Annotated in this window: 21 protein-coding genes; 10 read left to right on the forward strand and 11 right to left on the reverse strand. The window is 73.1% G+C overall.

Annotated features, from left to right (window positions below; genetic code table 11):
* Nucleotides 1-124 precede the first annotated feature (124 nt).
* The 4 genes from ACWDRW_RS08805 (at nucleotide 125) to ACWDRW_RS08820 (ending at nucleotide 7343) form a co-directional block, all read left to right on the forward strand.
* Entirely contained in the window at nucleotides 125-2761 is a 2637-nt protein-coding gene (locus ACWDRW_RS08805; protein WP_451721580.1) for an alpha/beta fold hydrolase, read from the forward strand.
* Nucleotides 2758-3612 carry an ABC transporter permease gene (locus ACWDRW_RS08810; protein ID WP_451721581.1) on the forward strand — a complete coding sequence of 285 codons (855 nt, stop codon included), beginning with the start codon at nucleotides 2758-2760 and terminating at the stop codon, nucleotides 3610-3612. The genes ACWDRW_RS08805 and ACWDRW_RS08810 overlap by 4 nt, the downstream gene beginning before the upstream one ends.
* A gap of 147 nt (nucleotides 3613-3759) precedes the next feature.
* Nucleotides 3760-5310: a YfbK domain-containing protein gene (locus ACWDRW_RS08815; RefSeq protein ID WP_451721582.1), complete on the forward strand. Its 1551-nt coding sequence runs from the start codon at nucleotides 3760-3762 to the stop codon at nucleotides 5308-5310.
* A gap of 107 nt (nucleotides 5311-5417) precedes the next feature.
* Nucleotides 5418-7343, forward strand: coding sequence for an AMP-dependent synthetase/ligase (locus tag ACWDRW_RS08820; protein ID WP_451721583.1), 1926 nt, complete (start codon nucleotides 5418-5420; stop codon nucleotides 7341-7343).
* 63 nt (nucleotides 7344-7406) lie between these two features.
* Here the strand turns inward: ACWDRW_RS08820 and ACWDRW_RS08825 are convergent, their stop codons facing one another.
* Entirely contained in the window at nucleotides 7407-7817 is a 411-nt protein-coding gene (locus ACWDRW_RS08825; RefSeq protein ID WP_451721584.1) for a rodlin, read from the reverse strand.
* 220 nt (nucleotides 7818-8037) lie between these two features.
* Entirely contained in the window at nucleotides 8038-8439 is a 402-nt protein-coding gene (locus ACWDRW_RS08830; protein ID WP_451721585.1) for a rodlin, read from the reverse strand.
* A 283-nt stretch (nucleotides 8440-8722) separates the two neighbouring features.
* Between ACWDRW_RS08830 and ACWDRW_RS08835 the strand changes: the two genes are divergently transcribed.
* From ACWDRW_RS08835 to ACWDRW_RS08845, 3 genes are all read left to right on the forward strand, one after another.
* On the forward strand, nucleotides 8723-9139 hold the full coding sequence (locus ACWDRW_RS08835; protein ID WP_451721586.1) for a rodlin: 417 nt from the start codon (nucleotides 8723-8725) through the stop codon (nucleotides 9137-9139).
* 317 nt (nucleotides 9140-9456) lie between these two features.
* The gene (locus ACWDRW_RS08840; RefSeq protein ID WP_451721587.1) at nucleotides 9457-9684 is read left to right on the forward strand and encodes a chaplin; all 228 of its coding nucleotides are present in this window, start codon (nucleotides 9457-9459) and stop codon (nucleotides 9682-9684) included.
* A gap of 106 nt (nucleotides 9685-9790) precedes the next feature.
* Complete coding sequence (locus ACWDRW_RS08845) at nucleotides 9791-10726, forward strand: chaplin (protein WP_451721588.1); 936 nt, start codon at nucleotides 9791-9793, stop codon at nucleotides 10724-10726.
* A 146-nt stretch (nucleotides 10727-10872) separates the two neighbouring features.
* Here the strand turns inward: ACWDRW_RS08845 and ACWDRW_RS08850 are convergent, their stop codons facing one another.
* Nucleotides 10873-12138 (reverse strand): carboxylate--amine ligase, encoded by a 1266-nt coding sequence (locus ACWDRW_RS08850; RefSeq protein ID WP_451721589.1) that lies wholly within the window; start codon nucleotides 12136-12138, stop codon nucleotides 10873-10875.
* Between the two features lie 125 nt (nucleotides 12139-12263).
* On the opposite strand from ACWDRW_RS08850, the gene ACWDRW_RS08855 reads away from it, so the two are divergent.
* Entirely contained in the window at nucleotides 12264-13508 is a 1245-nt protein-coding gene (locus ACWDRW_RS08855) for a glycoside hydrolase family 26 protein (protein ID WP_451721590.1), read from the forward strand.
* Between the two features lie 22 nt (nucleotides 13509-13530).
* On the opposite strand, the gene ACWDRW_RS08860 is transcribed toward ACWDRW_RS08855, so the two are convergent.
* Genes ACWDRW_RS08860 through ACWDRW_RS08895 form a run of 8 tightly spaced genes read right to left on the reverse strand, consistent with a single transcriptional unit; the run spans nucleotide 13531 to nucleotide 22736 of the window.
* Nucleotides 13531-14622, reverse strand: coding sequence for a GNAT family N-acetyltransferase (locus ACWDRW_RS08860; protein WP_451721591.1), 1092 nt, complete (start codon nucleotides 14620-14622; stop codon nucleotides 13531-13533).
* Nucleotides 14619-15272, reverse strand: coding sequence for a lipopolysaccharide biosynthesis protein (locus tag ACWDRW_RS08865; protein WP_451721592.1), 654 nt, complete (start codon nucleotides 15270-15272; stop codon nucleotides 14619-14621). Before ACWDRW_RS08865 ends, ACWDRW_RS08860 begins: the two co-directional genes overlap by 4 nt.
* Entirely contained in the window at nucleotides 15269-16417 is a 1149-nt protein-coding gene (locus tag ACWDRW_RS08870; RefSeq protein ID WP_451721593.1) for a glycosyltransferase, read from the reverse strand. Before ACWDRW_RS08870 ends, ACWDRW_RS08865 begins: the two co-directional genes overlap by 4 nt.
* Nucleotides 16414-17172, reverse strand: a complete 759-nt coding sequence (locus ACWDRW_RS08875) for a polysaccharide deacetylase family protein (RefSeq protein ID WP_451721594.1) — start codon at nucleotides 17170-17172, stop codon at nucleotides 16414-16416. The genes ACWDRW_RS08870 and ACWDRW_RS08875 overlap by 4 nt, the downstream gene beginning before the upstream one ends.
* A complete protein-coding gene (gene murJ, locus ACWDRW_RS08880) occupies nucleotides 17156-18808 on the reverse strand; it encodes a murein biosynthesis integral membrane protein MurJ (RefSeq protein WP_451721595.1) in 1653 nt (550 codons plus the stop codon). The genes ACWDRW_RS08875 and murJ overlap by 17 nt, the downstream gene beginning before the upstream one ends.
* Nucleotides 18805-20148 (reverse strand): O-antigen ligase family protein, encoded by a 1344-nt coding sequence (locus ACWDRW_RS08885; protein WP_451721596.1) that lies wholly within the window; start codon nucleotides 20146-20148, stop codon nucleotides 18805-18807. Before ACWDRW_RS08885 ends, murJ begins: the two co-directional genes overlap by 4 nt.
* Nucleotides 20149-20151: 3 nt before the next feature.
* Nucleotides 20152-21579, reverse strand: coding sequence for an exopolysaccharide biosynthesis polyprenyl glycosylphosphotransferase (locus ACWDRW_RS08890; RefSeq protein WP_451721597.1), 1428 nt, complete (start codon nucleotides 21577-21579; stop codon nucleotides 20152-20154).
* Nucleotides 21576-22736: a glycosyltransferase gene (locus ACWDRW_RS08895; RefSeq protein ID WP_451721598.1), complete on the reverse strand. Its 1161-nt coding sequence runs from the start codon at nucleotides 22734-22736 to the stop codon at nucleotides 21576-21578. The genes ACWDRW_RS08890 and ACWDRW_RS08895 overlap by 4 nt, the downstream gene beginning before the upstream one ends.
* Nucleotides 22737-23430: 694 nt before the next feature.
* On the opposite strand from ACWDRW_RS08895, the gene ACWDRW_RS08900 reads away from it, so the two are divergent.
* Together ACWDRW_RS08900 and ACWDRW_RS08905 are read left to right on the forward strand one after the other, a co-directional pair.
* A complete protein-coding gene (locus ACWDRW_RS08900) occupies nucleotides 23431-23670 on the forward strand; it encodes a chaplin (RefSeq protein ID WP_451721599.1) in 240 nt (79 codons plus the stop codon).
* 260 nt (nucleotides 23671-23930) lie between these two features.
* On the forward strand, nucleotides 23931-24656 hold the full coding sequence (locus ACWDRW_RS08905; protein WP_451721600.1) for a hypothetical protein: 726 nt from the start codon (nucleotides 23931-23933) through the stop codon (nucleotides 24654-24656).
* The last annotated feature ends 39 nt before the right edge of the window (nucleotides 24657-24695 follow it).

Raw genomic sequence — 24695 nt, forward strand, 5'->3', positions numbered from 1 at the left:
TCGAACACCGGTCCTCGTACCGCGAACGCGGTATGCGCGGGGGGTGCCGTACGTCCCTGGGAGGTGCCCCGGTTCGGCCTGCGGTCGATAACTCGCCGACAGGTTCACCCCGTACGGTTGACGCATGGATCTTCGACTGCGCGGGCCGTTCCGGCGGCCCCGGCGACTGCTGGCCGCCGGTGCCGCCGTCGTCGTGCTCGCCGGCGCCGGCACCTGGACGGCCGTCGCCTCCGACGACGGGCCCCCGGTGGAGCGCGCGGACCGGGTCATGTCCGTGGGCGGCGGCGTGCGCCTGGACACCTCGTACTTCACCGCCTCGGGGACCGAGCGCCGCCCCGCCGTCCTGCTGGGCCACGGCTTCGGCGGCAGCAAGGACGACGTACGGGAACAGGCCGAGGACCTCGCCGCCGACGGGTACGCCGTCCTGACCTGGTCGGCCCGCGGGTTCGGCGGGTCGACCGGCAGGATCGGCATCAACGACCCCGAGGCCGAGGTCGCCGACGTCTCGAAGTTGATCGACTGGCTGGCGAAGCAGCCCGAGGTCCGGCTCGACAAGAGCGGCGACCCCCGCGTCGGCATGGCGGGCGCCTCCTACGGCGGCGCGATCAGCCTGCTCGGCGCCGGGTACGACGACCGCGTCGACGCCATCGCCCCGGCGATCACCTACTGGAACCTCGCCGACGCCCTCTTCCCGAACGGCGTCTTCAAGAAGCTCTGGGCCGGCATCTTCTTCAACACCGGAGGCGGCTGCGCGAAGTTCGAGGCCGAGCTCTGCCGGATGTACGACCGGGTCGCCGAGTCCGGCACCCCCGACGCCGCGGCACGCGAACTGCTCCAGCGCCGCTCGCCGTCGGCCGTCGCCGACCGCATCAAGGTCCCCACGCTGCTGCTGCAGGGCCAGACCGACTCGCTCTTCCCGCTCGACCAGGCCGACCAGGCCGCCAAGGCGATCCGCGCCAACGGCGCTGCCGTGGACGTCGACTGGATCGCGGGCGGCCATGACGGCGGCGACATGGAGGGCGACCGTGTCCAGGCACGCGTCACCTCCTGGTTCGACCGGTACCTGAAGGGCGACAAGGCCGCCGACACCGGCCCCGCCTTCCGCGTCACCCGCACCGGCGGCATCGACTCCACCGATGGCGAGGCCCTGCTGCGGGGCGCGAGCGCGGACAGCTACCCGGGCCTGGAGAGCGGACGGCGGTCCATCGCCCTGTCCGGCGGCGAGCAGCGCGTCGCCAACCCGGCCGGCGCCAGCCCGCCCGCCGTCTCGGCCCTGCCCGGGCTCGGCGGCGGAGGCCTCGCCCAGCTCTCCTCCCTGGGCGTCGGCGTCTCCCTCGACTTCCCCGGCCAGTACGCCCGCTTCGACTCGGCCCCCGTCCGCGACGACCTGCGGATCACCGGCTCCCCGACGGTCACCGTGCACGTCGAGTCGACCGCCGAGGACGCCGTCCTCTTCGCCAAGGTGTACGACGTCGGCGCCGACGGCACCCGGCAGGTGCTGCCCTCGCAGCTGGTGACACCCCTGCGCGTCGAGGACGCCGGGTCCGGCAAGGACGTGACCGTCACGCTCCCCGCCGTCGACCACGAGATCGACAAGGGCCACCGGCTCCGCCTGGTCCTCGCCTCCACGGACCTCGGCTACGCCTCACCGGCGTCCCCGGCGACGTACACGATCTCCCTGAAGAGCGACCTGGAGGTGCCGACGGCGCCCGGGGTGACCAGCGCCGCCGCCCCGCTGCCCGCCTGGGTCTGGTGGCTGCCGATCGCCGGTGCGCTGGTCGCCGCGGCCCTGCTGCTGACGGCCCGCCGCCGCACCGCGGGCCCGGCCCCCGACCCGGCGCTCGCCGACGTCCCGCTCCGGATCACCGAGTTGAGCAAGAAGTACGCGGGCGGCGACCGCTACAGCGTCCGCGATCTCTCCTTCACCGTGGAGCAGGGCCAGGTCCTCGGGCTGCTCGGCCCGAACGGCGCGGGCAAGACGACGACCCTGCGCATGCTGATGGGTCTGATCCGCCCGGACGGCGGCGAGATCCGCGTCTTCGGACACGCGATCCGCCCCGGCGCGCCCGTCCTGTCCCGCGTCGGCGCCTTCGTCGAGGGAGCGGGCTTCCTGCCGCACCTGTCCGGCCGGGAGAACCTGGAGCTGTACTGGGCCGCCACCGGCCGCCCCGTCGAGGACGCCCACCTCGACGAGGCGCTGGAGATCGCCGGCCTCGGCGACGCCCTGGCCCGCGCGGTCCGCACCTACTCCCAGGGCATGCGCCAGCGCCTGGCCATCGCCCAGGCCATGCTCGGCCTGCCGGACCTGCTGATCCTCGACGAACCGACCAACGGTCTCGACCCGCCGCAGATCCGGGAGATGCGCGAGGTGATGATCCGGTACGCGGCCGCCGGACGCACGGTGATCGTCTCCAGCCACCTCCTTTCGGAGGTCGAGCAGACCTGCACCCACCTCGTGGTCATGGACCGCGGGCAGTTGGTGCAGGCGGGCCCGGTCGGCGAGATCGTCGGCTCCGGAGACACGCTGCTCGTCGGCACCGCCACACCCGTGGAGGAGCCGGTGGCGGAGAAGGTGGCCGCTCTGGCGGGGGTCGCCTCCGCCGTACGGACCGACGACGGGCTGCTGGTCCGCCTGGACAGCGACGGCAGCCCGGAACGCCTGGTCGCCGAACTCGTCCGCCTCGAGGTGCCGGTCCGGTCGGTCGGCCCGCACCGCCGTCTGGAAGACGCCTTCCTCACCCTGATCGGAGGTGCCGCATGAGCACGCTCACCGAGGTCGCCTCCGGCTACCAGGCAGGCCGCACCCTGCCGCTGCGGGTCGAACTGGTCCGCCAGCTCAAGCGCCGCCGCACCCTGGTGATGGGCGCGATCCTGGCCGCCCTGCCGTTCGTCCTGCTGATCGCCTTCGCGATCGGCGGCGAGCCGGACGGCGACGGCGACCGGATCACCCTGATGGACACGGCCACCGCCTCCGGCGCCAACTTCGCCGCGGTGAACCTGTTCGTCTCCGCCGGCTTCCTGCTGGTCATCCCGGTCGCCCTGTTCTGCGGGGACACGGTGGCCTCCGAGGCCGGCTGGTCCTCCCTGCGCTACCTGCTGGCGGCGCCGGTGCCCCGGGCCCGGCTGCTGTGGTCGAAGCTGGTCGTGGGGCTGGGGCTGAGCCTGGCCGCGATGATCCTGCTGCCGGTGGTCGCGCTGGCGGTCGGCACGGCCGCGTACGGCTGGGGGCCGCTGGCGATCCCCACGGGCGGCTCGCTGGACGCGGCCACGGCCGCACAGCGCCTGGTCGTGGTCGTCGGCTACATCTTCGTCTCCCAACTGGTCACCGCCGGACTCGCGTTCTGGCTGTCGACGAAGACCGACGCCCCGCTCGGCGCGGTCGGCGGCGCGGTGGGCCTCACCATCGTCGGCAACGTGCTCGACGCCGTGACCGCTCTCGGCGACTGGCGCCACTTCCTGCCCGCGCACTGGCAGTTCGCCTGGGCGGACGCCGTACAGCCCACCCCCGAGTGGTCCGGCATGATCCAGGGCGTCGCCGTCTCGGTAACGTACGCCGTCGTGCTGTTCGCGCTGGCCTTCCGCGGTTTCGCCCGCAAGGACGTGGTGTCGTAGGTCAACGGAAGATCACCCACCGGTCTCGAAGACCCCCCGCCGTGCCCACTTCGAGACCCAGCCGCAACGCTCCGTACCGCACGTTCCGCCCCCGCGCGCCGTCACAGTCACATGAGTCGACGTCAACGGACCGAGGGGGCACGGCAGATGAGGGGTCACCGGACACGCGGCGCGGTACTGGCGCTGGCACTGGGCGGCTTGCTGCTGACGGGGTGCGGCGGAGGGGCGGACGGGGACAACTCGTCCGCGGACAGGAGCGACGGCTACGCACCGGCGCCGGAGAGCGGCGAGTACGACGGCTACGACGGCTACGACGGAAACAACGAGCACGACGAAGGCGACGAAGGCGACTCCCGCGAGGTAGCCCCGTCCCCCGACCACCTGTCCACCTTCGCCCTGGACGTCGACACGGCGTCCTACGGCTACGCCCGCCGCGCCCTCGCCGAGGGCAGGCTCCCCGACCCCGGGTCGGTCCGCCCCGAGGAGTTCGTCAACAGTTTCCGCCAGGACTACGACCGTCCCGAGGGCGACGGTTTCTCGGTGACGGTCGACGCCGCCCGCACCGAACGGGAGGACTGGTCGCTGGTGCGGGTGGGCCTGGCGACACGGGCCGCCGAGGACGAGGACGAACGCCCGCCGGCGGCCCTGACCTTCGTCATCGACGTGTCGGGCTCGATGAGCGAGGAGGGCCGCCTGGACCTCGCCCAGAAGTCGCTCGGCGTGATGACCGACCGCCTGCGCGACGACGACTCGGTGGCCTTGGTGACCTTCAGCGACGAGGCCGAGACGGTCCTGCCGATGACCCGCGTCGGCGACCACCGCGACGAGATCCACGAGGCGGTCGACAGCCTGGAGCCCACCCAGTCGACCAACCTGGGCGCGGGCGTGCAGGCGGGCTACGCGGCGGCCGTGGAGGGCCTGCACGAGGGCGCCACGAACAGGGTGGTCCTCATCTCGGACGCGCTCGCCAACACCGGCGACACGGACGCCGACACCATCCTGGACCGCGTGGCGGGAGCCCGTGAGGAGTACGGCATCACGCTGTTCGGGGTGGGCGTGGGCAGCGACTACGGCGACGCGCTGATGGAACGCCTGGCGGACAAGGGGGACGGCCACACGGCGTACGTCTCGGGGGAGGAGGAGGCCCGCGAGGTCTTCAGCGAACAACTCCCGCGCAACATCGACCTGACCGCGCGGGACGCCAAGGCCCAGGTCTCCTTCGACCCGGAGACCGTCGAGGAGTTCCGCCTCATCGGCTACGACAACCGCCGGGTCGCCGACGAGGACTTCCGGGACGACGGCGTGGACGGCGGTGAGACGGGCCCGGGCCACACGGTCACGGCCCTGTACGCGGTCCGCACCGAGCCGGGAGCCGACGGACACCTGGCGACCGCCACGGTCCGCTGGCAGGACCCCGACTCCCGCACCCCGCACGAGGAATCGGCCCAGCTGGAGGCGGACGCCCTGGCGGACTCGATCTGGAGCACGACCCCGCGCTTCCAGGTGGCGGCGGTGGCGGCCTACTTCGCCGACACCCTCCGCAGGGGCGACGAGCGCTGGGGACAGCTTCCGGGAGCCCCGAGCCTGACCGAACTGGCGGAACGGGCGGACGAGCTGGCGAGGGACACGGAGGACGAGGACGTCGACGGCCTGGCCGAGGCGATCGTCCAGGCGGACCGGATGACCCGAGGCCGGTAGCCATTGACCTTCCGCTACGCGTGAGTAAGTTGACTCCTCAGTAAGTCCAAGTCCCCCTCCGAGTCCCCCCTCAAGTCCGAGCCGCAGAGTCGCGACCGGGAGCCGTCATGGGCGTACGCAAGGACCTGAAACGAGCACGTCACAGCACCGACCTCCGCACCCGCACCAGGGTCGAGATCACCAGAGACGAAACCGGCAAGGTCCGCGAGGCGGCCACCCCGCCCCTCGCCCCGGCCCACCCCGCCGGCACCACGGCCGACATCCCCTTCACCAACGCGGCGGAGGCCCCCGGCGCGGTGGTCCTCCGCCGCAAGACGGCCCCCCAAGGCCCCTGGCAGGACGTCACCGCGACCGCCTTCGCGAGGGAAGTCACCGCCATCGCCAAGGGTTTCATCGCCGCCGGTCTGGAACCCGGCGGCCGGGTCGCGGTGATGTCCCGCACCCGCTACGAGTGGACCCTTCTGGACTTCGCGATCTGGGCGGCCGGCGGCCAGTCCGTACCGATCTACCCCACCTCCTCCGCCGAGCAGGTGGAGTGGATCGTCCGGGACTCCGGCACCCGCCACCTCGTCACCGAGACCCCCGAGAACACCGCCACGGTCACCACGGCCACGGCAGACCACCCACAGCCGCCCCACGTCTGGGAGCTGGACGCCGGCGCCCTCGCGGACCTCACCACCCTCGGCCGCGACGTCCCCGACGAGGAGGTCACCAAGCGCCGTACCACGCTCACCCCCGACACGATCGCCACGGTCTGCTACACCTCCGGCACCACCGGCCGCCCCAAGGGCTGCGTGCTCACCCACGCCAACCTGTACGCCGAGGCCGCCAACACCGTGGAACTGCTGCTCCCCGTGTTCCGCGAGGTCACCCGCCTGACCCCGTCGACCCTGCTCTTCCTCCCGCTCGCCCACATCCTGGGTCGCAGCATCCAGATCTCCTGCCTGATGGCCCGCATCGAGGTCGGCCACTGCCCGAGCGTGAAACCGGACGAACTCCGCCCGGCCCTCAAGGAGTTCCGCCCCACCTTCATCGTCGGCGTGCCGTACCTCTTCGAGAAGATCCACGACACCGGCCGCGCCACGGCGGAGAAGATCGGCCGGGCCGCCTCCTTCGACCGCGCCGACCGCGTCGCGGTCCGCTTCGGCGAGGCCTACCTGAACCGCTTCCTCGGCACGGCCAGGGGACCCGGCCCCGGCCTCTACGCCGCCTGGGCCCTGTACGACCTGCTGGTCTACCGTCGCGTCCGCAAGGAACTGGGCGGCCGTCTGCGCTACGCCATCAGCGGCGGCTCCCCGCTCGACCGCGACCTCAACCTGTTCTTCTACGCGGCCGGGATCATCGTCTACGAGGGCTACGGCCTGACCGAGACCACGGCCGCCGCCACCATCGTCCCGCCGCTGAGGCCCCGCCCGGGCACCGTCGGCCTGCCCGTCCCCGGCACCGCCGTCCGCATCGCCGACGACGGCGAGGTGCTCCTCAAGGGCGGGATCGTCTTCGGCTCCTACTGGAACAACCCCGCCGCCACCGACGCCGTGCTCCAGGGCGACTGGTTCGCCACCGGCGACCTCGGCTCCCTCGACGAGGACGGCTATCTCACGATCACCGGCCGCAAGAAGGACCTCATCGTCACCTCCGGCGGCAAGAACGTCTCCCCGTCCGTCCTGGAGGACCGGCTGCGCAGCCGCGCGCCCGTCGGTCAGTGCCTCGTCGTCGGCGACAACCGGCCCTTCGTCGCCGCCCTGATCACCCTCGAACCCGACGCGGTCGCCCACTGGCTGTCGGTCCGCAAACTGCCCGCGGACACCCCGATGTCCGAGGTCTGCCGCGACCCCCGGATGCGCGCCGACGTCCAACGGGCCGTCGACCACGCCAACGAGGCCGTCTCCCGCGCCGAGTCGATCCGCTCCTTCGCACTGGTCGAGGGCGAGTTCAGCGAGGAGAACGGCCTGCTGACCCCGTCCCTGAAGGTCAAGCGGCACGCGGTGATCCGGGCCTACGAGGAGGAGATCGAGGCCCTCTACCGCGGCTGACGCCGGACACAGAGAAGCGGGCCACCGGGGAGACCCGGTGACCCGCCGCGGCGGAGTGGAGGCTCAGCCGTTGCCCGCGCCGTTGCCCGACAGCGCCGAGATGTCGTCCAGGATGTGCGACAGCGGCTCGTCGCCCTTGGCCTGGGTGGAGTTCTCGACACACTGCTGGTTCTGCGGCGCCGAGAGGATCGGCACGTCCTGCAGGACGCCGACGGCCACGAGGCCGACGAGACCCTGGGCGTTCAGCTTCGCCGGCAGGCCGATGCAGGGCTTGTTCAGCGAGCCCTGGACCAGCGAGAGCTGCGGGCTCATGTCGCCGAACGTGGCCGAGTTGCCGAACTCCTGCTTGGCGTGGTTGCCGCTGGCGGAGGTGGTGCCGTTGTCGTCACCGATCGCGAGCGCCTGGGGGGCGGCGGCAGCCGACACACCGGCGACCGAAGCGGCGACAGCCGCGGTTGCCCACAGCTTCTTCATGTTTGTTCCCTTCGAAAAGCGGACTCCGGGGGAGGAGCTGCATGATCGTCAACGCCGTCACCCCCGACCGGGTTGCGGCCTGTGCCCCGATTGGCCCAGCGCACAGGTCCGCCCGTGAGCGCCCTCGCGCACGGACGCCCGCGCTCCCGTGACGCGACGCACGACAGCGGGCCGCCGGTGATCCGGCGGCCCGCTGACGAGGGCTCAGAAGCCCGGTGCCTCAGTGGTTGTCGACGCCGTTGCCGGCGAGGACGGAGATGTCGTCCAGGATGTGCGACAGCGGCTCGTCGCCCTTGGCCTGGGTGGAGTTCTCGACACACTGCTGGTTCTGCGGGGCCGACAGGATCGGCACGTCCTGCAGGACGCCGACGGCGGCGAGGCCGAGGATCCCCTGCAGGTTCGCCTTCGCGGGCAGGCCGATGCAGGGCTTGTTGAAGGAGCCCTGGATGAGCGCCATCTGCGGGCTCATGTTGCCGTAGGTGGCCGAGTTGCCGTACGACTGCATGGCGCCGTTGCCGCTGGCGGACTTGGTGCCGTCGTCGTTGCCGATGGCCATGGCCGGCGAGGCGGCCCCGACGACGGAGGCGGCGACCGCGGCGGAAGCCAGAACCTTCTTGATCACTTGCTAGTCCCTTCTGAAGAAACCCCGTCCACCGGAGCGCTCTGGTCAACTGCCCAGGGCCCGCTTGGTTGCTGCCATTCACTCCGATGGCGCACACGGGGAAGAAAGGGCGCAGCCCGGCCGACCACGGGAATTCCGTGAATTGCGCGCACCGAACGGCCCGAACGGGTGAAGGGCCGCAACCAATCCCCGCGCATCGGGTTGATGCGAGGGCAGGAACATGCGTCTCACCTCAGGGTGTGTCCGGACCCGTGGCGCTCCTGCCCAAGAAAGGAAATGCGACATGCTCAAGAAGGCAATGGCCGCCGTCGCGGTCACCGCGTCCGTAGTCGGCGCTTCGGCCGCGGCCGCCCCTCAGGCGCTTGCCATCGGTGACGACAGCGGCACCACCTCCGCCAGCGGCAACCACGCCCACTCGAAGTTCGGCAACCAGGTGACCAAGGGCGACATGAGCCCGCAGGCCACGCTGGTGCAGGGCTCGGTCAACAAGCTCTGCGCGGGTGTGCCCGTGAAGGCCAACCTGCAGGCCATCCTCGGCGTCATCGCCGCCGTCGGCGTGGCCCAGGACGTGCCGATCCTGTCCGCCCCGCAGAACCAGCAGTGCGCCGACAACTCCACCCAGGCCAAGGGTGACGAGCCGCTGTCGCACATCCTCAGCGACATCTCGGCGCTCTCCGGCAACGGTGTCGACAACGGCTGACACGCTTCGCCGATCACATGAGACCGCCCGGCGGTCCCGCGCTCTTCGCGGAACTGCCGGGCGTTTTCCATGCGCTGACGTGCTGTCAATTCTTTCACCCGGGAGAACCGTTTCACCTCCGGCGGGAGGCGTCTGTGGATCTCCGGTGTCAATTCTGTGAAGGCGTTCGAGTGAATTAACCGGCGACTCGCGTTCCGGAGTTTCTTCAACTGTCTATCCCTCGTTCTACAACCTGCCGGTCATGGTGCGAGCCGTTCCAGCTGTGCTCGCTCGGCTTCGGCCGACAAAGGGGCATGACCGCGGAGAAGGGAAAGTTCATGAAGAAGAGCGCTGCAGTTGTCGCGGGCGCCATCCTGGCCATGGGCATGGCCACGCCGGCGTTCGCCGACTCGGGTGCCGGCGCCGTCGCCGAGCACTCCCCGGGCGTCCTGTCGGGCAACGTGGTCCAGGTTCCCATCCACATTCCGATCAACGTCTGCGGCAACACCGTGAACGTCATCGCCCTGCTGAACCCCGCGTTCGGCAACACCTGCGTCAACGACTGACGACGCAACGCACCAGCCTCTCGGCTTGTGTCATGGCCGGCCTTGGACACATCTCCCCGTTCCGAGGCCGGCTTTTCCCACTTCTACAAGCAGGAAGACAACGAGATTGCGACAGACCCTGAGCAGGGGAATGGTCGCGGCCGCCGCCGCGACAAGCATTCTGTCCCTGTGCGGCAGTCCCGCCCTCGGCGACACGAGCGCGAACGGGTCCGCCAATGGTTCGCCGGGCGTTCTGTCCGGCAACGACGTGGCCGTGCCGGTCGACGTCCCGGTCAACGTCTGCGGCAACTCCGTCGACGCGGCCGCCGGGCTCAACCCCGCCTTCGGCAACTCCTGTGACTCGGACGCGGACGCGAAGAAGGCCCGGGCCTTCGAAACGCCGTACGGCGATTCCGGGTACGGGGACGGGTACGACCACGACGACGACCGCGATTCCAGCACGTGGGCGCACGGGGTGCCCGAGGACTCGTCGGACGACGGCGGCGGCTACGGTGACTCGCCTGGTGACAGGCACGATGAGTGGCCCGGCGGTGGGCACGAGGACTGGCCCGGTGGTGGGCACGACGAGTGGCCTGGCGGTGGACACGACGAGTGGCCCGGTGGTGGGCACGAGGATTCGCCGGGTGGCGGGTACGGGGACTCGCCGGGTGGCGGGTATGAGGACTCGCCGGGTGGCGGGTACGGGGACACGCCTCCGACCAAGCCGCCGACGACGCCCCCGACCAAGCCGCCCACGACTCCGCCGACCAAGCCGCCGACGACGCCGCCGACCACGCAGCCGCCGACGACGCCGCCCACGACGGCTCCTCCCACGACGGCTCCTCCCACGAAGCCGCCGACCACTCCGCCGACCACGCCGCCGACGACGCCGCCCTCGACGCATCCGGGCGGTGGGCACACGTCGCCCCCCGCTGGGCCGCCGCCCACCCTGCCCGAGACCGGTGCCGGGGAGGCCTTGCTGGCCGCGTCCGGTGCCAGTGCCGCGCTCATCGCGGGTGGGGCCGTCCTGTACCGGCGAGGCCGGGCCGCCTCCCATCGGTGAGGTACGCGGCGGGTGCCGGACCTGAGCCCTGTCCGGCACCCGCCCCGCTGTCGTGAGCACCGAGGTGCCCGACGCCACGGGGTACCGCCCTTCAGCGGGGCGGGTGGCTCCCTACGGGCCCGCGCCCGCCGCCGGTGGCCCGTGCGTCAGAGATTCCGTGCCTGCTTGTCGTCGGTCACCGGGGCGGACCCCTGGCGGACCACACGGGCGCCCTCCGGGAGACCGGTGCGCCTGCCCGGACGGCGCAGGCGGTCCAGGACGCGACGCGTGACATGCCTCGCCCACAGGGCCCACATCGCCCAGCCGGGCAGACGGTCGTCCCTCGCGTGCCAGGCCCCTTCCCGGCCCGCCCGCCTCGGACGCAGCGCGGTCAGCGGAGCGTAGTTCTCCACCACGAAGACCCGGCCGGACCGCGCGGCCCCCTCCGGCAGCGGACGGTGGGTCAGGTCCAGGTGCAGCGCCCGTACGACGTCCAGGTCCGCGGTGTCGGTGAAGAGACGGAACTGGGCTCCCGGTCGCGGGTTGAAGTCCAGCAGGTGATAGCGGCCGGTGTCGGCGCAGCGGCGGAAGTCCAGGTCGAGGATGCCCCGATAGCCGAGCTCGCCGAGCAGGCGCTCCGCCAGCGCCCGCACCTGGGGGTTGGGGGTCCAGCGGCCCGCCGCCGTCAGGCCCGCGCCGCGGGGCCAGGCCAGGTGCTTCACCCCGCTGCCGCCCGCTCGGAGGGCGCCCGCGCGGTCGACGTACCCGTGGCAGAACCAGTCCGGCTCGGGGCCGGGCGGCAGATACGCCTGGAGGAGCAGCCGGCTGCCCGCCTCGGCCGTCCGCGCGTACAACTCCCGCGCCTGGCCCGCCGAGCGGATCACGGTGGTGCTGCGCAGTCCGCTGTCCGGGGGCAGCAGCCAGGGGCGGCTCCACTTCGCCATCACCGGCAGGCCGAGGCGCCAGGCCTCGGCGGCGGCCTCGGCCGCGCTGTCCGGGACGACGGTCCGCGGGTGCGGCACCCGCGCCGCCAGGCACAGTCCGGCCAACTCGGCCTTGTCGGCCACCCGCTCGGACAGCGATCCCGGTTGCCGCGGCAGCAGATACGCGGGGGACAGCTCCTCACGCAGCCGGTTGACGGCGACCGCGCCCGCGTCGTCCATCGGGATCAGCACCGCGGGCCGCTCGATCCGGGCGGCCACCCGGCGCAGCGCCACCGCGACGTCGGCCGGAGCGGCGCCGGGCGGCGGCGGGGAGTGCAGCCGCGTGAGATACCGGGACGCGCGTACGGGGGAGGCGGCGCAGTCGGCGACCACGTGGACGTCCACGCCCGCCCGCCCCAGCGAGCGCACGGCGCCCAGCGTTCCGTGGTGAAAGGGATTTCGGTCGATCCGCAGCAGTACCGCGGGGACCCGGGTGTCGAAAAGCGACACGGATTCAATTCCTTCGGTCGGGCGAGCGGGACACTCGAAAGCCGTAACGGCGGTGGCGTAATTCCTGTTCATATGACTGAGTGTCAGTAATGGGAAATCCTGCGCAGGTGGAGAAAGGAGCAGGCATGGCCCCACAGCAGCGACCGGTCCGGTCCCGCCGGCTGGCATGTGTCGCGGTGGTCGTCGCCGCGTCCGCCGCCCTGGCGTCCGGTCCTGGTTTCGCCGCGGGTGCGGGGACGGCACGGGTCGCCGACCCGCCGGCTCCGGCACCCACGGCCACGGCACAGACGACACCGGCACCCGCGGCTACGACACAGCAGGCACCGGCGCCCACGGCGGAGTCCCCCGCCTTCGGCGCCTACCTCGACTACAGCGCCCGGGGCGTCGACCGGATCGCCGAGCTCAGCCGGTGGCTGAACGGCGCGAACCTGCGCGTCGGGCACACCTACCTGCCGGGCGACGTGTGGAGCAACATCGAGGGCGCCCCCAACTTCCTGGACGCCTGGGCGAAGTGGCGGCGGGAGAAGGACGACCGGATGTTCGTCCTCAACGTCCCCATGCTGGAGCGCAACGAGGAAGGCGTCTCCGACGCCGAGGTCCGGCTGCTCCTGCGGCAGGGCGCCGCCGGCGCCTTCGATCACCACTTCCGCCGCCTCGCCGAACGGCTGGTGCAGCTGAAGGTGCCGGACACGGTGATCGTGCTCGGCTGGGAGATGAACGGCATCACGTACACCCATCGCTGCGGCCCCGACCCGACGGCCTGGAAGAAGTACTGGAACAGGATCGTCACCGCCATGCGAGCGGTGCCGGGTCAGGATTTCCGGTTCGACTTCACCCCGACCCGGGGCCGGGACGCCGTTCCCTGGAAGCAGTGTTATCCGGGGGACAGCACGGTCGACATCATCGGAATGGACGCGTACGACCAGCCGCGCGGAATGTCGTTCGACGAACAGGTGAAAGAGCCCTACGGACTTCAGGAACACGTGGACTTCGCCAAAGCCCACGGCAAGCCCATCTCCTATCCCGAATGGGGACTCTTCCGCAACGGCGACAACGCCGAGTACATGCGGCGGATGCTCGCCTGGATGGCGGAGCACAAGCCCCTGTACAACACGGTGACCGACTACTGCCCGCACGGCGTGTGGCAGTGCGAGGACAACCCGGAGTCCTCCAAGGTCTACCGCGAGCTGCTGTCCGGCCGGCCCGGGGTGCCGCAGCCCACGCCGAAGCCGACACCGACGCCGGTCGAGCCCACCGTGCCGCCGGTCACCCCGCCGAACTGCTCGCCGCTGGATCTCGGCGACTGGGTGGAGTACTGGCTCGGCGGGAAGCTGTGCCTGCGCTTCGACTGGTTCTCGCGCAACCGCTGACCCCCCGGTGGCGGCAGGCCCGTCAGGACCTGCCGCCACCGTCGCGCTCCTTCCAGCGGTGCACGAGTTCCCTGCCCCGCCGCCGGGCGGCGACCGCGCCCAGCGCCGCCGCGAGCAGCGGGGCCGTCCGCTTCCGGGCCAGCAGCAGCCGTCGGTTCTCGACCGGTTCGGGCCGCCAGTGGTGCTTGTAGGGCTCGTTGCCGCGCAACAGGCTCAGCGTGCCCCGCGCGTGCTCGGCGCAGGCGTCGAGCAGCATCACCGCCACGTCCGCCTTGCGTTCCCGCAGATAGGGGTGGGCGCCGTACAGATAGCCGCCCGTCACGCGCCGCGACAGCAGGGTCAGATCAACGGCCACCACGTCGTCGTCGAGCCGGAACTCGGTGACCACCGCGTCCCCGGAGGCCACCATCGGGCCGACCGAGCGCACCAGGTGGTCGCGGAACCGGGGGCGCAGGTGCTCGGACGTCACCTTCCGCTCCTGCCACTGGAGTTCATGCAGTTCCAGCAGCCGCCGCAGCGCCTTGTCGACCTCGTCCGGCTCCACGACGTGCCGCTGGATCCCGAGTGCGGTCAGTTTGCGGAGCTGGGCGCGCGCCCGTTGCTGGGCCTTCGCCGAGGGCAGCCGGGCGATCAGCTCGGGCATCGGGGCGGCGGGCAGTTCCAGGCAGAGGGAGTCGGGGACCTGGCGGCGGGGGCCCGGCCAGTGGGCGTAGATCCGTTCGGCCGCACCGCCAGGGCGGACCTCGCGCAGTTCGATCAGCGCGGTACGGGCCGCTGCCGCCAGGCCCGCGGTGAGCGCGGCCACCGCCGGTTCGCCGTGCTCGTCGTCCAGCAGGACATCCCCGTAGTCGGAGATCGCCCCGCCGAGCGGCACCAGCGCGGGCACCGGCCCGCGTACGCGCATCAGCGGGGCGGCGGCGACGAGTTCGGCCCCGTCGCGGACCAGCACCACACGCAGCCGGCCGGGGCCGCCGTACGACCGCCACCAGGAGTGCAGCCAGGGGTGGCTCTGGAACGGGGTCGCGGTGGCGCAGCTGCCGTACAGCCGCGCCCAGTCGGGGGACAGGGCGGCGAAGGTGTCCTCGTCGGTGACGAGTTCCGTCGTGTAGGTCACAGCTGTCGGTGGACGTCGGCGGCGAGGGCGGGGCCCGGCACGGCCGCGCGGCCGGGATCCTCGGTGCCCCGGCGGGGCCGCGCCAGCAGCGCCAGGCCGCCGAGCAGTCCGCCCGCGCTCGCGCCGACCAGCCCGGTCACCGCGGGGGACGCGGAGGAGGGCTCGGTGGGCGTGGTGGCGCGGGCGAACGGCTGGAGCTCGACGTGGGTGGACTCCTCGGTGTCGGCCGCGTGCCGGGTCAGGGCACGGGAGACGGCGTTGGCCATGTCGGCGGCGAGGTCGGCGCGCGAGGAGGTGGCGGTGACGGCGACCATCGGGGCGTCCGGGGAGGTCGCGGTCCGCACGCTCTCCTTCAGCGTCGACACCGGTACGCCCGCCCACACCTGGGCGTCCCCGAGCACGGCGAGCTGGGTGGCGACACGGCCGTAGGCCTGAGCGAAGCCGAGCGCGGAGGCGGGGTCGGACTTCTCGCCCGGGACGGCGACCACGTAGCTCGTGGCGGTGTAGGTCGCCGGCTTGACCAGGCCGTACGCGCCGCCGATCAGTCCTCCGGCGAGAGCGCCGGCCGCGATCAGGGACCAGGGTGGCAGGGCCTTGGCGCGGGCCGCGGGCGGGACCGGGCGGTGGCGTCCGGTGCTGTTCTCGGTCATGGGGCACTGACTCCCTGGGATGACGGGGACTGCGGGGAGGTGACTGCGGTGTACACGTCCAGCAGGCGGTCGGCGCTGCGGGTGATGCCGTAGTGCAGGGCGGCCTCGGGCGCGGTGCGCGGGCGCGGGCCCTCGGCCCGGATCGCGGCGACGGCCCGGGCGAACTCCTCGGGTCCGCCGCTGACTTGGCGCGCGGCGGGGGCGGCCTGCGCGGGGAGGTCCTCGATCGCGGGACAGGAGGCGTAGAGCACGGAGAGACCGCAGGCCAGCGCCTCCACGGCGGCGAGTCCGAAGGCCTCCTCGGGGGACGGGGAGGCGAAGACGTCCATCGCGGAGGTGAGGGAGGGCAGGTCGGGCCCGGGGGAGCCGTCGGGGACGTAGGGGCGTTCGCCGGTGAACAGGACCCGGTCGGCGACCCGGGCCTCCCGCGCGGTGCGGCGCAGCACGCTCTCCTCGGGGCCGCCGCCGACCAGGAGCAGCCAGGTGTCCGCAGGCAGGTGGGCGAGGGCGCGGACGAGGGTGTCGAACCGCTTGGCGGCGGTGAGGCGTCCGATGCCGCCGACGACGTAGGCGTCCTCGGGCAGGCCGAGGCGGCGGCGGGTGCGCAGCCGCCGCACCGGGTCGAAGCGGAAGCGTTCCAGGTCGATGCCGTTGGGGACGACCTCGATGCGCGGCGCGGGCACGCCCCAGCGCTTGAGCCGGTCGGCGACCGTCGGGGAGACGGCGACGGTCATCCGGCCGAGCCGCTCGCCCGCCAGATACAGGGCCCGCACCCCCTGGCTGAGTCGGCGCCCCTCCATCTGCGAGTCGCCGAGGGAGTGCTCGGTGGCGACGACCGCCCTCACCCCGGCCATCCGGGCGGCCAGGCGGCCGTAGAGGCAGGCGCGGTACAAGTGGGTGTGGACCAGGTCGTAGCCGCCGGTCCGGATGAGGCGGGTGAGGCGGGGGAGTGCGGCGAGATCCCGGTTGCCGGTCATGCCGAGGTGCACGACCCGCACTCCGTCGGCGACCAGACCGTCGGCGACCGTGCCCGGGTTGGTGAGCGTGACCACGTCGCAGTCGACGGGCAGGTGGCGCAGCAGCAACCGCAGTTGCTGCTCGGCCCCCCCGACGCCGAGGCCGGTGATGACGTGCAGCGCCTTCACCGCAGACCCGCCACGGGACGGCGGCGCAGCCGGTGCAGCCGGTGCTTGAGATACAGGCGTACGGCCGTGTCGTTCTGGCCGACATGGACGCGGGGAAGTGCGTGCAGCGCGCTGAGCGGGCCGGGGTCGATGGCGCAGGCGTAGGCGTAACCGGCCGCGCGGACGGCCTCGACGGCGCGGGCGTCGACCGTGCCGTACGGGTAGCAGAAGCCGGTGACCGGAGCACCGGTCAACTCCGAGAGCGCCGCTCTGCTTTCGGCCGTCTCGGCGCGCAGGAGGTCGTCGTCGGCCTTCGTCAGGTCCACGTGGGTCAGCCCGTGCGAGCCGATCTCCACCCCGGCCTGTGCCGCCTGGCGGATGCCGTCGGCGGTGAGCAGCGGTTTGCGCGGGCCGAGCGGGTCCCAGGCGTTGTCCCCGCCGAGCCTGCCGGGCAGGACGAAGAGGGTGGCGCCGCAGTCGTGGCGGCGCAGCACGGGCAGGGCGTGGTCGAGGAAGTCGGCGTACCCGTCATCGAAGGTGAGCCCGACCAGACCGCGTCCCTCGCCTCGCCGCCGGGCGGCGAGCAGCTCGGCCACGGACACACCTCGCAGTCCCCGGCGACGCAGCCGGCCCAGCTGTTCGTCGAGGCGCTGAGGGGTGACCGTGATCCGGTACGGGTCGTCCGAGCAGTCACCCACGGAGTGGTACATCGCCACCCACAGGACCGGTTCTGGGCGGGACCCGGGACGCGGGCCGGTGTCAACGGAAACGGACATCGCGGAGCCTTTGCGTGACGGTGGTGAGGGGGGAGAGGCCCTGGGCGCCGAGCGCCCAGCCGATCAGGAGGAACACGCCGGTCACGGTGGCCGCGCCCGCGGCCAGACCGGGCAGGGGGGTGTCGAAGCGGGCGGCGACCAGGGCACCGGCCACCGTGGCGATCACCGCGGCCCACACCGGCTTGCTCAGCTCGCCCAGCACCCGCCGGGTGCGGACGGGGACCGCGCGCTTGCGCATCCCCGCGAGGAGCAGCGCGGCGGTGACGGTGATCCCGGCCGCGTTGGCGGCGGCGATGCCGTGCACGCCCCACGGCCGTACGGTGCACACGCCGATCCAGGAGGTGACGGCGATGCCGACGGACATCATCGCGAGCGGGAACCAGGTGGGGCGGCCCGCCGAGAAGTAGGAGCGGATCAGGGCGCCGACCAGGGTCTGGCCGAGCAGCCCGAGGGCGTACACGCGCATGACCCCGGCGGTGGCCGCGGTGTCCCGGTCGGTGAACGCACCCTGCTGGAAGAGCAGTTCGGTGATGTGCGGGGCGCAGGCGATGACCGTGGAGGCGCCGAGCAGCACCACACAGGCGGCCATGGCCAGATCGCGCTCCACCCGGGCACGGGCTAGCTCGATGTCGCCCTCGGCCACGGCTCGCGCGACCACCGGGAAGGTGACCGTGCACAGCATCAACGACAGCGTCATCGGGATCTGGGCCACCTTCTGCGCGTAGTTCAGATGCGAGATGGACCCGGCGGGCAGCCCGGAGGCGAGGAACCGTTCGATGAGGACCTGCGACTGCCGGCACAGCGCGAACAGCAGCACGGTCGCCACCAGCGCCAGCGTGACGGCCTGCCCCTCCGTCCGCCCCGTCTCCTCGGCCAGGGCCTCCCCGCGCCGCAACCGCCGGAGAACGAAGGGCAGCTGTACGGCGACCATGAGAGCTCCGCCCACGGCCACCCCGACCGCCGCCGAACGCACCCCCCAGTGGCCGCCGAGGACGAACATCGCCGTGATGATGCCGGTGTTGTACGCCACGTAGATCGCGGCCGGGGCCAGGAAGCGCCGGTGTGCCCGCAGGACCGCGCTGCAGTATCCGGCGAGCCCGAAGCTCAGCACGCAGGTCGCGGTCAGGCGGGTGCAGTCGACGGCGAGGGCCGGATCGGGCAGTCCCGGCGCGAGGGCCCCGACCAGGTGGGGGGCGGTCACGACGACCAGGGCGGCGGCGCCGATCAGGGTGAGCGTCAGCTTCGGCAGGGTGCTGGTGACCAGGGCCCGTACCGGGTCGCCGGGGGCGCCCTGGGCGCGGCGGGCCAGCGCCAGGCTGAACGCCGGGACCAGGGCGAAGGCGAGACCGTCCTCGATGAGGAGGGTCGAGGCGAACTCGGGCACGGTCCAGGCGACGAGGAAGGCGTCCGTCTCCGTACCGGCCCCGAACAGCCGGGCCAGCGCCTGGTCGCGGGCGAGCCCCAGCAGGGCACCGGCGATCGAGAGCACGGCCGTGACGAGGGTGGCGCGGGCCAGGAACCTCCGGGAGACGGGGGCGAGTCCGGTACCGTCCTGGACCGGGCCCGGGTCACCGGAGCGGGCCGAGGGCAGCGACACCGAGCCGTCGGTGCCGGTCCGAGGGGGCGTCACCGTCATCGCTGCGCTGCCTCCCCGGCGGTCGCGGTCCGTCGGGCGGCCTCCGCGGTGGCCGCCGGCCGCGGCTCGGCCTCCCCGGCGGTCGCCCACCAGGCCGTGAGGCCCAGGCAGACCGCGGTCAGCACCGTCGAGGGTCCGCCGATGTCGGCGTACGCGAAGTCGACGAGCAGCCACACCAGCAGCCCGCAGGCGACCAGACCGCAGTCCAGCCCCGCCGCCGTCCGCCATACCCTCCGCAGGGCGCACACCAGCAGCGCCAGCCAGCCGCCCGCCAGCGCCAGCAGACCGATCAGACCCTGCTCGGCGAGGATCAGCAGGTACATGTTGTGCGGGGAGAGCAGCGGCTGCCTGACGAACCCGGCGCCGGCGCCCTCGGTGTCGCTGCCCGCGGACAGGGCCAGCGAGGCGTGCGCGTCCCGGTGCTCCGGGAACCCCTTCAACCCCACCCCGGTCAGCGGCTGTTCGCGCCACATGCCGACCGCCGCCGCCCACATCGTGTAGCGGTCGGTGACGGACTGGTCGGGGGCGTCGGTGACCTGGGTGATGCTGCTGATCCGCTCCTGGAGCATCGCCGTGCCGACCCCGAACCCGCCCACCAGGATCACCCCGGCGGCGGCGAGCACGGCGCCCACCTGCAGCGCCCGGCGCAGCCCGGCCAGCGCCAACTGCGCGGCGCAGGTCACCGCGGTGGCGATCCAGGCGCCCCGGCTGAAGGACAGCGCGAGCGGCACGAGCAGGGCGAGGGCGCAGCCGGCGGCGAGAGCGCGCTGCCGCAGCGGGGCGCGGCCGAGCGCGAGGCCCACCGCGCAGACCAGACCGAAGGAGACGACGGTCGCCATCCCCATCACGTCCTGCGCCCCGAAGGTGCCCACGGCCCGGATCGGCTCGCCCTGGTAGGAGGCGCCGGTGCCGGTGACGTACTGGTGCACGCCGAGGGTGCCCTGCCATCCCGCGAGGGCGACGAACGACCAGGCCAGCAGCCGGAAGTCGGCCCGGTCCCGGACCAGCAGCAGGACGGCGGCGGGGACCAGCACGAACACCTGGAGATAACGGCCCATGCCGCTGAGCCCGGCGCCCGGCGACACCGCCCCCGCGGCGGCGACCGCGAGACCCACCACGGGCAGTCCGAGCACCACGACCGCCGTACGGGACAGGGGGCGCCGCCTCTGCCGTAGCAGGCTGACCACGCAGTACAGCACCACCAGCGCGGAGAGCGCGTCCGCCGGGCCCGCCCCGCCCTCGCCGCCCGATCCGGCCGGCAGGGCGAGCAGCGCCACGACGGCCACCACCGGGAGGGCCGGGGAGAGGGCGCGGGGCGGGGTGAGGGCGAGGCTCGTCATCGGTCAGCTCCCCGTCGGACGGACGAGGGACGCCGCCGTGCGCAGCAGGATGCAGATGTCCTGCCAGAGCGACCAGTTGTCGATGTAGGCGTTGTCGAACCGCGCCCGGTCCTCGATGGAGGTGTCGCCGCGCAGCCCGTGGACCTGGGCGAGCCCGGTGATTCCGGTCCGCATCCGGTGGCGGGCCGCGTAGCCCGGGTAGGTCTGGCTGAACTTCGCCACGAAGTACGGGCGTTCGGGGCGCGGCCCGACCAGGCTCATGTCGCCCCACAGCACGTTCCACAGCTGGAGCAGCTCGTCCAGCGAGGAGCGGCGCAGGAAGCGGCAGAACCACGACATGCGCACTTCGTCGGCCACGCTCCAGCGGGTCGCCGACTCGTGCTCGTCGACCGGGCGGTGGGTGCGGAACTTCAGCAGCGTGAAGGGGCGCCCGCCCTGTCCGATGCGCTCCTGCCGGAAGACCACCCCGGGTCCGTCCGTCACCCGCAGCACCACGGCGCACACCAGCAGCAGCGGGCTGACCAGTAGCAACAGCGTCCCGGACACGGCCACGTCCAGCGCCCGCTTGCCCGCGCTGCCGCGTCGCCGGGTCGTCCCCATGTCCAGGCGGCGGCAGGCGAACCCGGCGAGCTGGTCGCGGGTGGCGTAGGTCGGGGAGTCCGCGTCGACCTCCCACACCGCGCACCCGGACTCCGCCAGCGCCCGCAGCAGGGGGGCCCGTTCGGACCGTACCGAGGGATGGACGGCGAGGACGTCCCGGACGCCGTTCTGGATCAGCGCCCGCTCGACCTCCTCGCCCGTCATCAGCACGGGCAGGCTCTCGGTGCCGTCCGGGTCCCCGGCGACGATGCCCACCGGCCGCACCCCGCACCGCGGATGGCGCAGCACCCCGGCGGCCACGCGCTGCGCGGTCGCGGCCGGGCCGATCACCAGCGCGGCGCGCGGGCGGCCGAGCAGTGCCTCGGCGCGCCGCCGGTGCACCAGACCCCGGCCCGCGCAGCTCGCCGCGGCGTGCGCGAGCAAGCCGAGGGCGAGGGTGCGCGCGGAGAGAGCGTGGTGCGGGGCGTACGCGGCGACCGCGGTCGCGAGGGCCAGCCAGGCCACCGCGATCCGGCCGCAGACGGCGGGCAGTTCGTCCAGCACCCCGGTCACCGGCCGGGGCGGCTGCGGGCGCAGCAGCAGGGCGGTGGCCACCAGTGCCGCGACCAGCAGCGGTCGGCGCTGGGCGCCGGTGAGGGCCAGGGCACCCAGCAGGGCGGCGACGACATCGGCCGCGAGCAGCGGTACGGGCGACGCGGGGCGCGGGCGGGGTCTGCGGGCCGGGAAGCGGAAACCGGCGGCCGAGCCGCGTGGCGGCATGACGGAGACGGGCGAGAAACCGGGGCCCCGTGGCTGCCCGGCGGGCGGGGGGACGGTGCTGTCGGCAGTCACGAGTGGATGGACTCCCTGTACTCGGTGGGCACCCGCCCGGCGAGCAGGTCGCGGTAGACCTCCGCGACCGCCCGGGCGGTGTGCCGCACGTCGTGCGTGGACAGGACGTGCCGGCGCCCCTGGTGGCCGAGGGACTCGCGCAGCAGCGGGTCGCGCAGCAGCTCGGTCATGGCCGAGGCCAGCCGGGCCGGGTCGCGCGGGGGGACCAGGCAGTGCGGCGCGAGCGAGGGCGGCAGGCTCTCCCGGGCGCCGCCCACCTCGGTCGCCACCACCGGCCGGCCGCACGCCATCGCCTCCAGCGGGGCGAGTGCCATGCCTTCCCAGCGCGAGGGCAGGACGACCAGGTCGGCGGCCTGGTACCAGGGGGCGGCGTCGGCGACCGCCCCCGCGAACAGCACCGACTTCGGCGCCCGCGAGCGCAGTACGGCGCCGTCCGGACCGTCGCCGACCAGTACGAGACGGGCCCCGGGCACCTGCTCCGCCACCGCGGCCCAGGCCCGCAGCAGCAGGTCCTGCCCTTTCTGCCGGCACAGCCGTCCGACGCACACCACCAGCGGTGCCCCGGGATCGACGTCCGGCAGCAGTCCGGCGCGTACGGTACCGACGGCGGCGGGGTGGAAGCGTTCGGGGTCGATGCCGTTGGGGATCACCGTGTAACGGCCGCGGATCCCGGCCCGCACTCCGGTCACCCGCTCCGCCTCGCTCACGCACACCACCCGGGAGGCCCAACGCGCGGCCTTGCGCTCCCAGTTGAGCGCGACCGCCGCCATGGCCCCGTCGACCGCCTCGAAGGACCAGGCGTGCGGCTGGAACACCGTCGGGATCCGCCCGCGCAGCACGAGCCGCCCGGCCAGGCCCGCCTTCGCGCTGTGGGTGTGCACCAGGTCGGGCTGTACCTCTTCGACCAGCCGGGCGAGCAGGCGTACCTCTCGAACGAGTGTCGGTCCCGGCGTACGGGTCGCGGACCAGGCGCGTACGTCGGCGCCGAGCGCCCCCAGTTGCCCGGTGAGGATGCTGTCGGGGCAGGCGACCGTGACGTGCAGACCGGCCGCGAGCTGGGCGCGGGCCAGGTCCGTCACGACGCGGGCGACCCCGCCGTCCACAGGCTGGGTCAGATGCAGGACCCGAGGCGGAGGGTCGGTGGGTGGCAGGTGCATTGCGCGGTTTCCTCGCTCACGGGTGTCGCTCGGGACGGGCGGGATCGCGCCTCAGCTCTGGGCGTCGACGGCGACGAAGAGCGCGCGGCCCACACTGCGTCCCGCTGGGAAACGAGCCGGACGGCCGGCTGGTCACCACCGGCTCGCCGCGCCTTGCCGAGTTCGAACACGTCGGCGTCGTGGCGGAGGGGGTCGGTGTACGCGGGCGCACACCGCGCCGGAGCCGCCCCCGGTTCGCCGAACGTGGAGTTCAGGACGTCATGGCGGGGGTCGGTCGCGCCGCCGAGAGGGACACCCGCGACGCCGATCGCGTCTTCGCTCCGGCCGCGCTCCCCGGCGTACGCCACACAGCCCGCGCGCCCGCGCGCGCCATTCCCCGCGCGCGCCCCGATCCCCTGCGTGCCACCGGGCGAGTTGCCGCCCCGGCGCGCGGAGATGCAGGTGTGGCGCATGACCGGCCGTGCCCTTCGGAAAAGGTGCGATTTGCTTGCAATAGGGGTGCGTCAGGAGGTCCGCAACTCTAGTCGCTATGCCTATTAATCCGTCGAAACCCGACAAGTGTGTCGGAACGGTGAAGCCGGGCCTGTCGCGGGATCACCCCATTGGCGGCACAACCCCGGTGCGCGTCGCGCGTTGACACAGCGCCGGGCATCCCCGCCCGGGTGTTTGTGTCAACCCCAAGGAGCACCTCTCCATGTCGCGTATCGCGAAGGGCCTGGTCCTTACGTCTGTTGCCGCTGCGGCCGTTGCGGGCGGCGCCGGCATCGCCGCCGCCGACGCCGGCGCGGGCGGTGGCGCTGCCCACTCCCCGGGCGTGCTGTCGGGCAACGTCGTCCAGGTCCCGGTCCACGTCCCGGTCAACGTCTGCGGCAACACGGTCAACGTGATCGGTCTGCTGAACCCGGCGTTCGGCAACACCTGCGTCAACGACTGACGTCACCGCTAGACCCTCTGCCGGCCGCCCCGCCGTGGATCCGCCACGGTGGGGCGGCCGGTTCGCGTCATCCTCCGCATTGCCCCGAATGGGGCATTCCGGGAGTGGCGCGGCCATGCCGCCTTGACATGCCATTCACCAGGCAGGACGTGGTTGGCGCGGTGTACGAATGGTGACCGAGAGCGTTCGAACGGTTGCAGAGCGCGGTGAGCGCTTTCACGGTGGGCACAAGGTCCCACGCACCACCGAAAGGAACACCCATGCGTGCTCTGCCCGCACGGCGTATCGCGGTCTCCGCACTCTGCGCCACCCTCCTGATCGGGATCGCCGGTCCCACCGCCATGGCGGCCGACGACTCCGCCCGTGAGCGCACCCATGCGGCCCTCAATGCGCCCGTCCCCGGCGCGGACGCGCTGCTCGCCCAGGTCAAGTCGCTCGGCAACCTCGGTACCGTGCTGACCCCCGTCACCGACCTGCTGAACGCCGCGCTCAAGGCCGACAACGGCCAACTGCCCGCCGCGGACGCGGACAAGCTCGGTCAGGCGGTGAAGGACGCCCTCGCCAAGGTCACCGCCGCCGCCCCGGCCGCCCCGTCGGCCAACCTCCCCGCCACGCCCGCGACGCCCAACGCGCCGGCCACGCCCGCCGCCCCCGCGCTGCCCAACGCGCCGGCCCTGCCGACCCTTCCCACCCTGCCGACGCTCAGCAAGAGCGACGACAAGGCGCCGAGCGCGGAACTCCCCGCCGACCTCGTCGCCGACGCCCTCGCCACCGTCCAGAAGGCGGTCGACGCCCTGCTCAAGGCCGTCACCTCCGGGGACGTCGGCCAGGTCGTCCCGGCCGTCACCGGTGTGCTGACCGGCCTGGTCAACGTGGTCGCCGCCACCCTGCTCGGCGGCGGACTGCCCGCCCCGAGCCTGCCGGGCCTGCCGCGGGCGGCGAGTGGGGCGAGCCCAGACCTGACGCGCGCTGGGTGGGTGGTGTGACCGATGGCGAGTACGCGGCGCTCGGGCAGCACCTCAAAG

The sequence above is a fragment of the Streptomyces sp. NPDC003635 genome (assembly GCF_053587635.1).

What these genes read in the sequence shown, in the direction of transcription:
- ACWDRW_RS08805 (WP_451721580.1), top strand. Translation starts at nt 125, where the DNA reads ATGGATCTTCGACTGCGCGGGCCGTTCCGGCGGCCCCGGCGACTGCTG.
- ACWDRW_RS08810 (WP_451721581.1), top strand. Translation starts at nt 2,758, where the DNA reads ATGAGCACGCTCACCGAGGTCGCCTCCGGCTACCAGGCAGGCCGCACC.
- ACWDRW_RS08815 (WP_451721582.1), top strand. Translation starts at nt 3,760, where the DNA reads ATGAGGGGTCACCGGACACGCGGCGCGGTACTGGCGCTGGCACTGGGC.
- ACWDRW_RS08820 (WP_451721583.1), top strand. Translation starts at nt 5,418, where the DNA reads ATGGGCGTACGCAAGGACCTGAAACGAGCACGTCACAGCACCGACCTC.
- ACWDRW_RS08825 (WP_451721584.1), bottom strand. Translation starts at nt 7,817, where the DNA reads ATGAAGAAGCTGTGGGCAACCGCGGCTGTCGCCGCTTCGGTCGCCGGT.
- ACWDRW_RS08835 (WP_451721586.1), top strand. Translation starts at nt 8,723, where the DNA reads ATGCTCAAGAAGGCAATGGCCGCCGTCGCGGTCACCGCGTCCGTAGTC.
- ACWDRW_RS08840 (WP_451721587.1), top strand. Translation starts at nt 9,457, where the DNA reads ATGAAGAAGAGCGCTGCAGTTGTCGCGGGCGCCATCCTGGCCATGGGC.
- ACWDRW_RS08855 (WP_451721590.1), top strand. Translation starts at nt 12,264, where the DNA reads ATGGCCCCACAGCAGCGACCGGTCCGGTCCCGCCGGCTGGCATGTGTC.
- ACWDRW_RS08865 (WP_451721592.1), bottom strand. Translation starts at nt 15,272, where the DNA reads ATGACCGAGAACAGCACCGGACGCCACCGCCCGGTCCCGCCCGCGGCC.
- ACWDRW_RS08875 (WP_451721594.1), bottom strand. Translation starts at nt 17,172, where the DNA reads ATGTCCGTTTCCGTTGACACCGGCCCGCGTCCCGGGTCCCGCCCAGAA.
- murJ (WP_451721595.1), bottom strand. Translation starts at nt 18,808, where the DNA reads ATGACGGTGACGCCCCCTCGGACCGGCACCGACGGCTCGGTGTCGCTG.
- ACWDRW_RS08885 (WP_451721596.1), bottom strand. Translation starts at nt 20,148, where the DNA reads ATGACGAGCCTCGCCCTCACCCCGCCCCGCGCCCTCTCCCCGGCCCTC.
- ACWDRW_RS08895 (WP_451721598.1), bottom strand. Translation starts at nt 22,736, where the DNA reads ATGCACCTGCCACCCACCGACCCTCCGCCTCGGGTCCTGCATCTGACC.
- ACWDRW_RS08900 (WP_451721599.1), top strand. Translation starts at nt 23,431, where the DNA reads ATGTCGCGTATCGCGAAGGGCCTGGTCCTTACGTCTGTTGCCGCTGCG.
- ACWDRW_RS08905 (WP_451721600.1), top strand. Translation starts at nt 23,931, where the DNA reads ATGCGTGCTCTGCCCGCACGGCGTATCGCGGTCTCCGCACTCTGCGCC.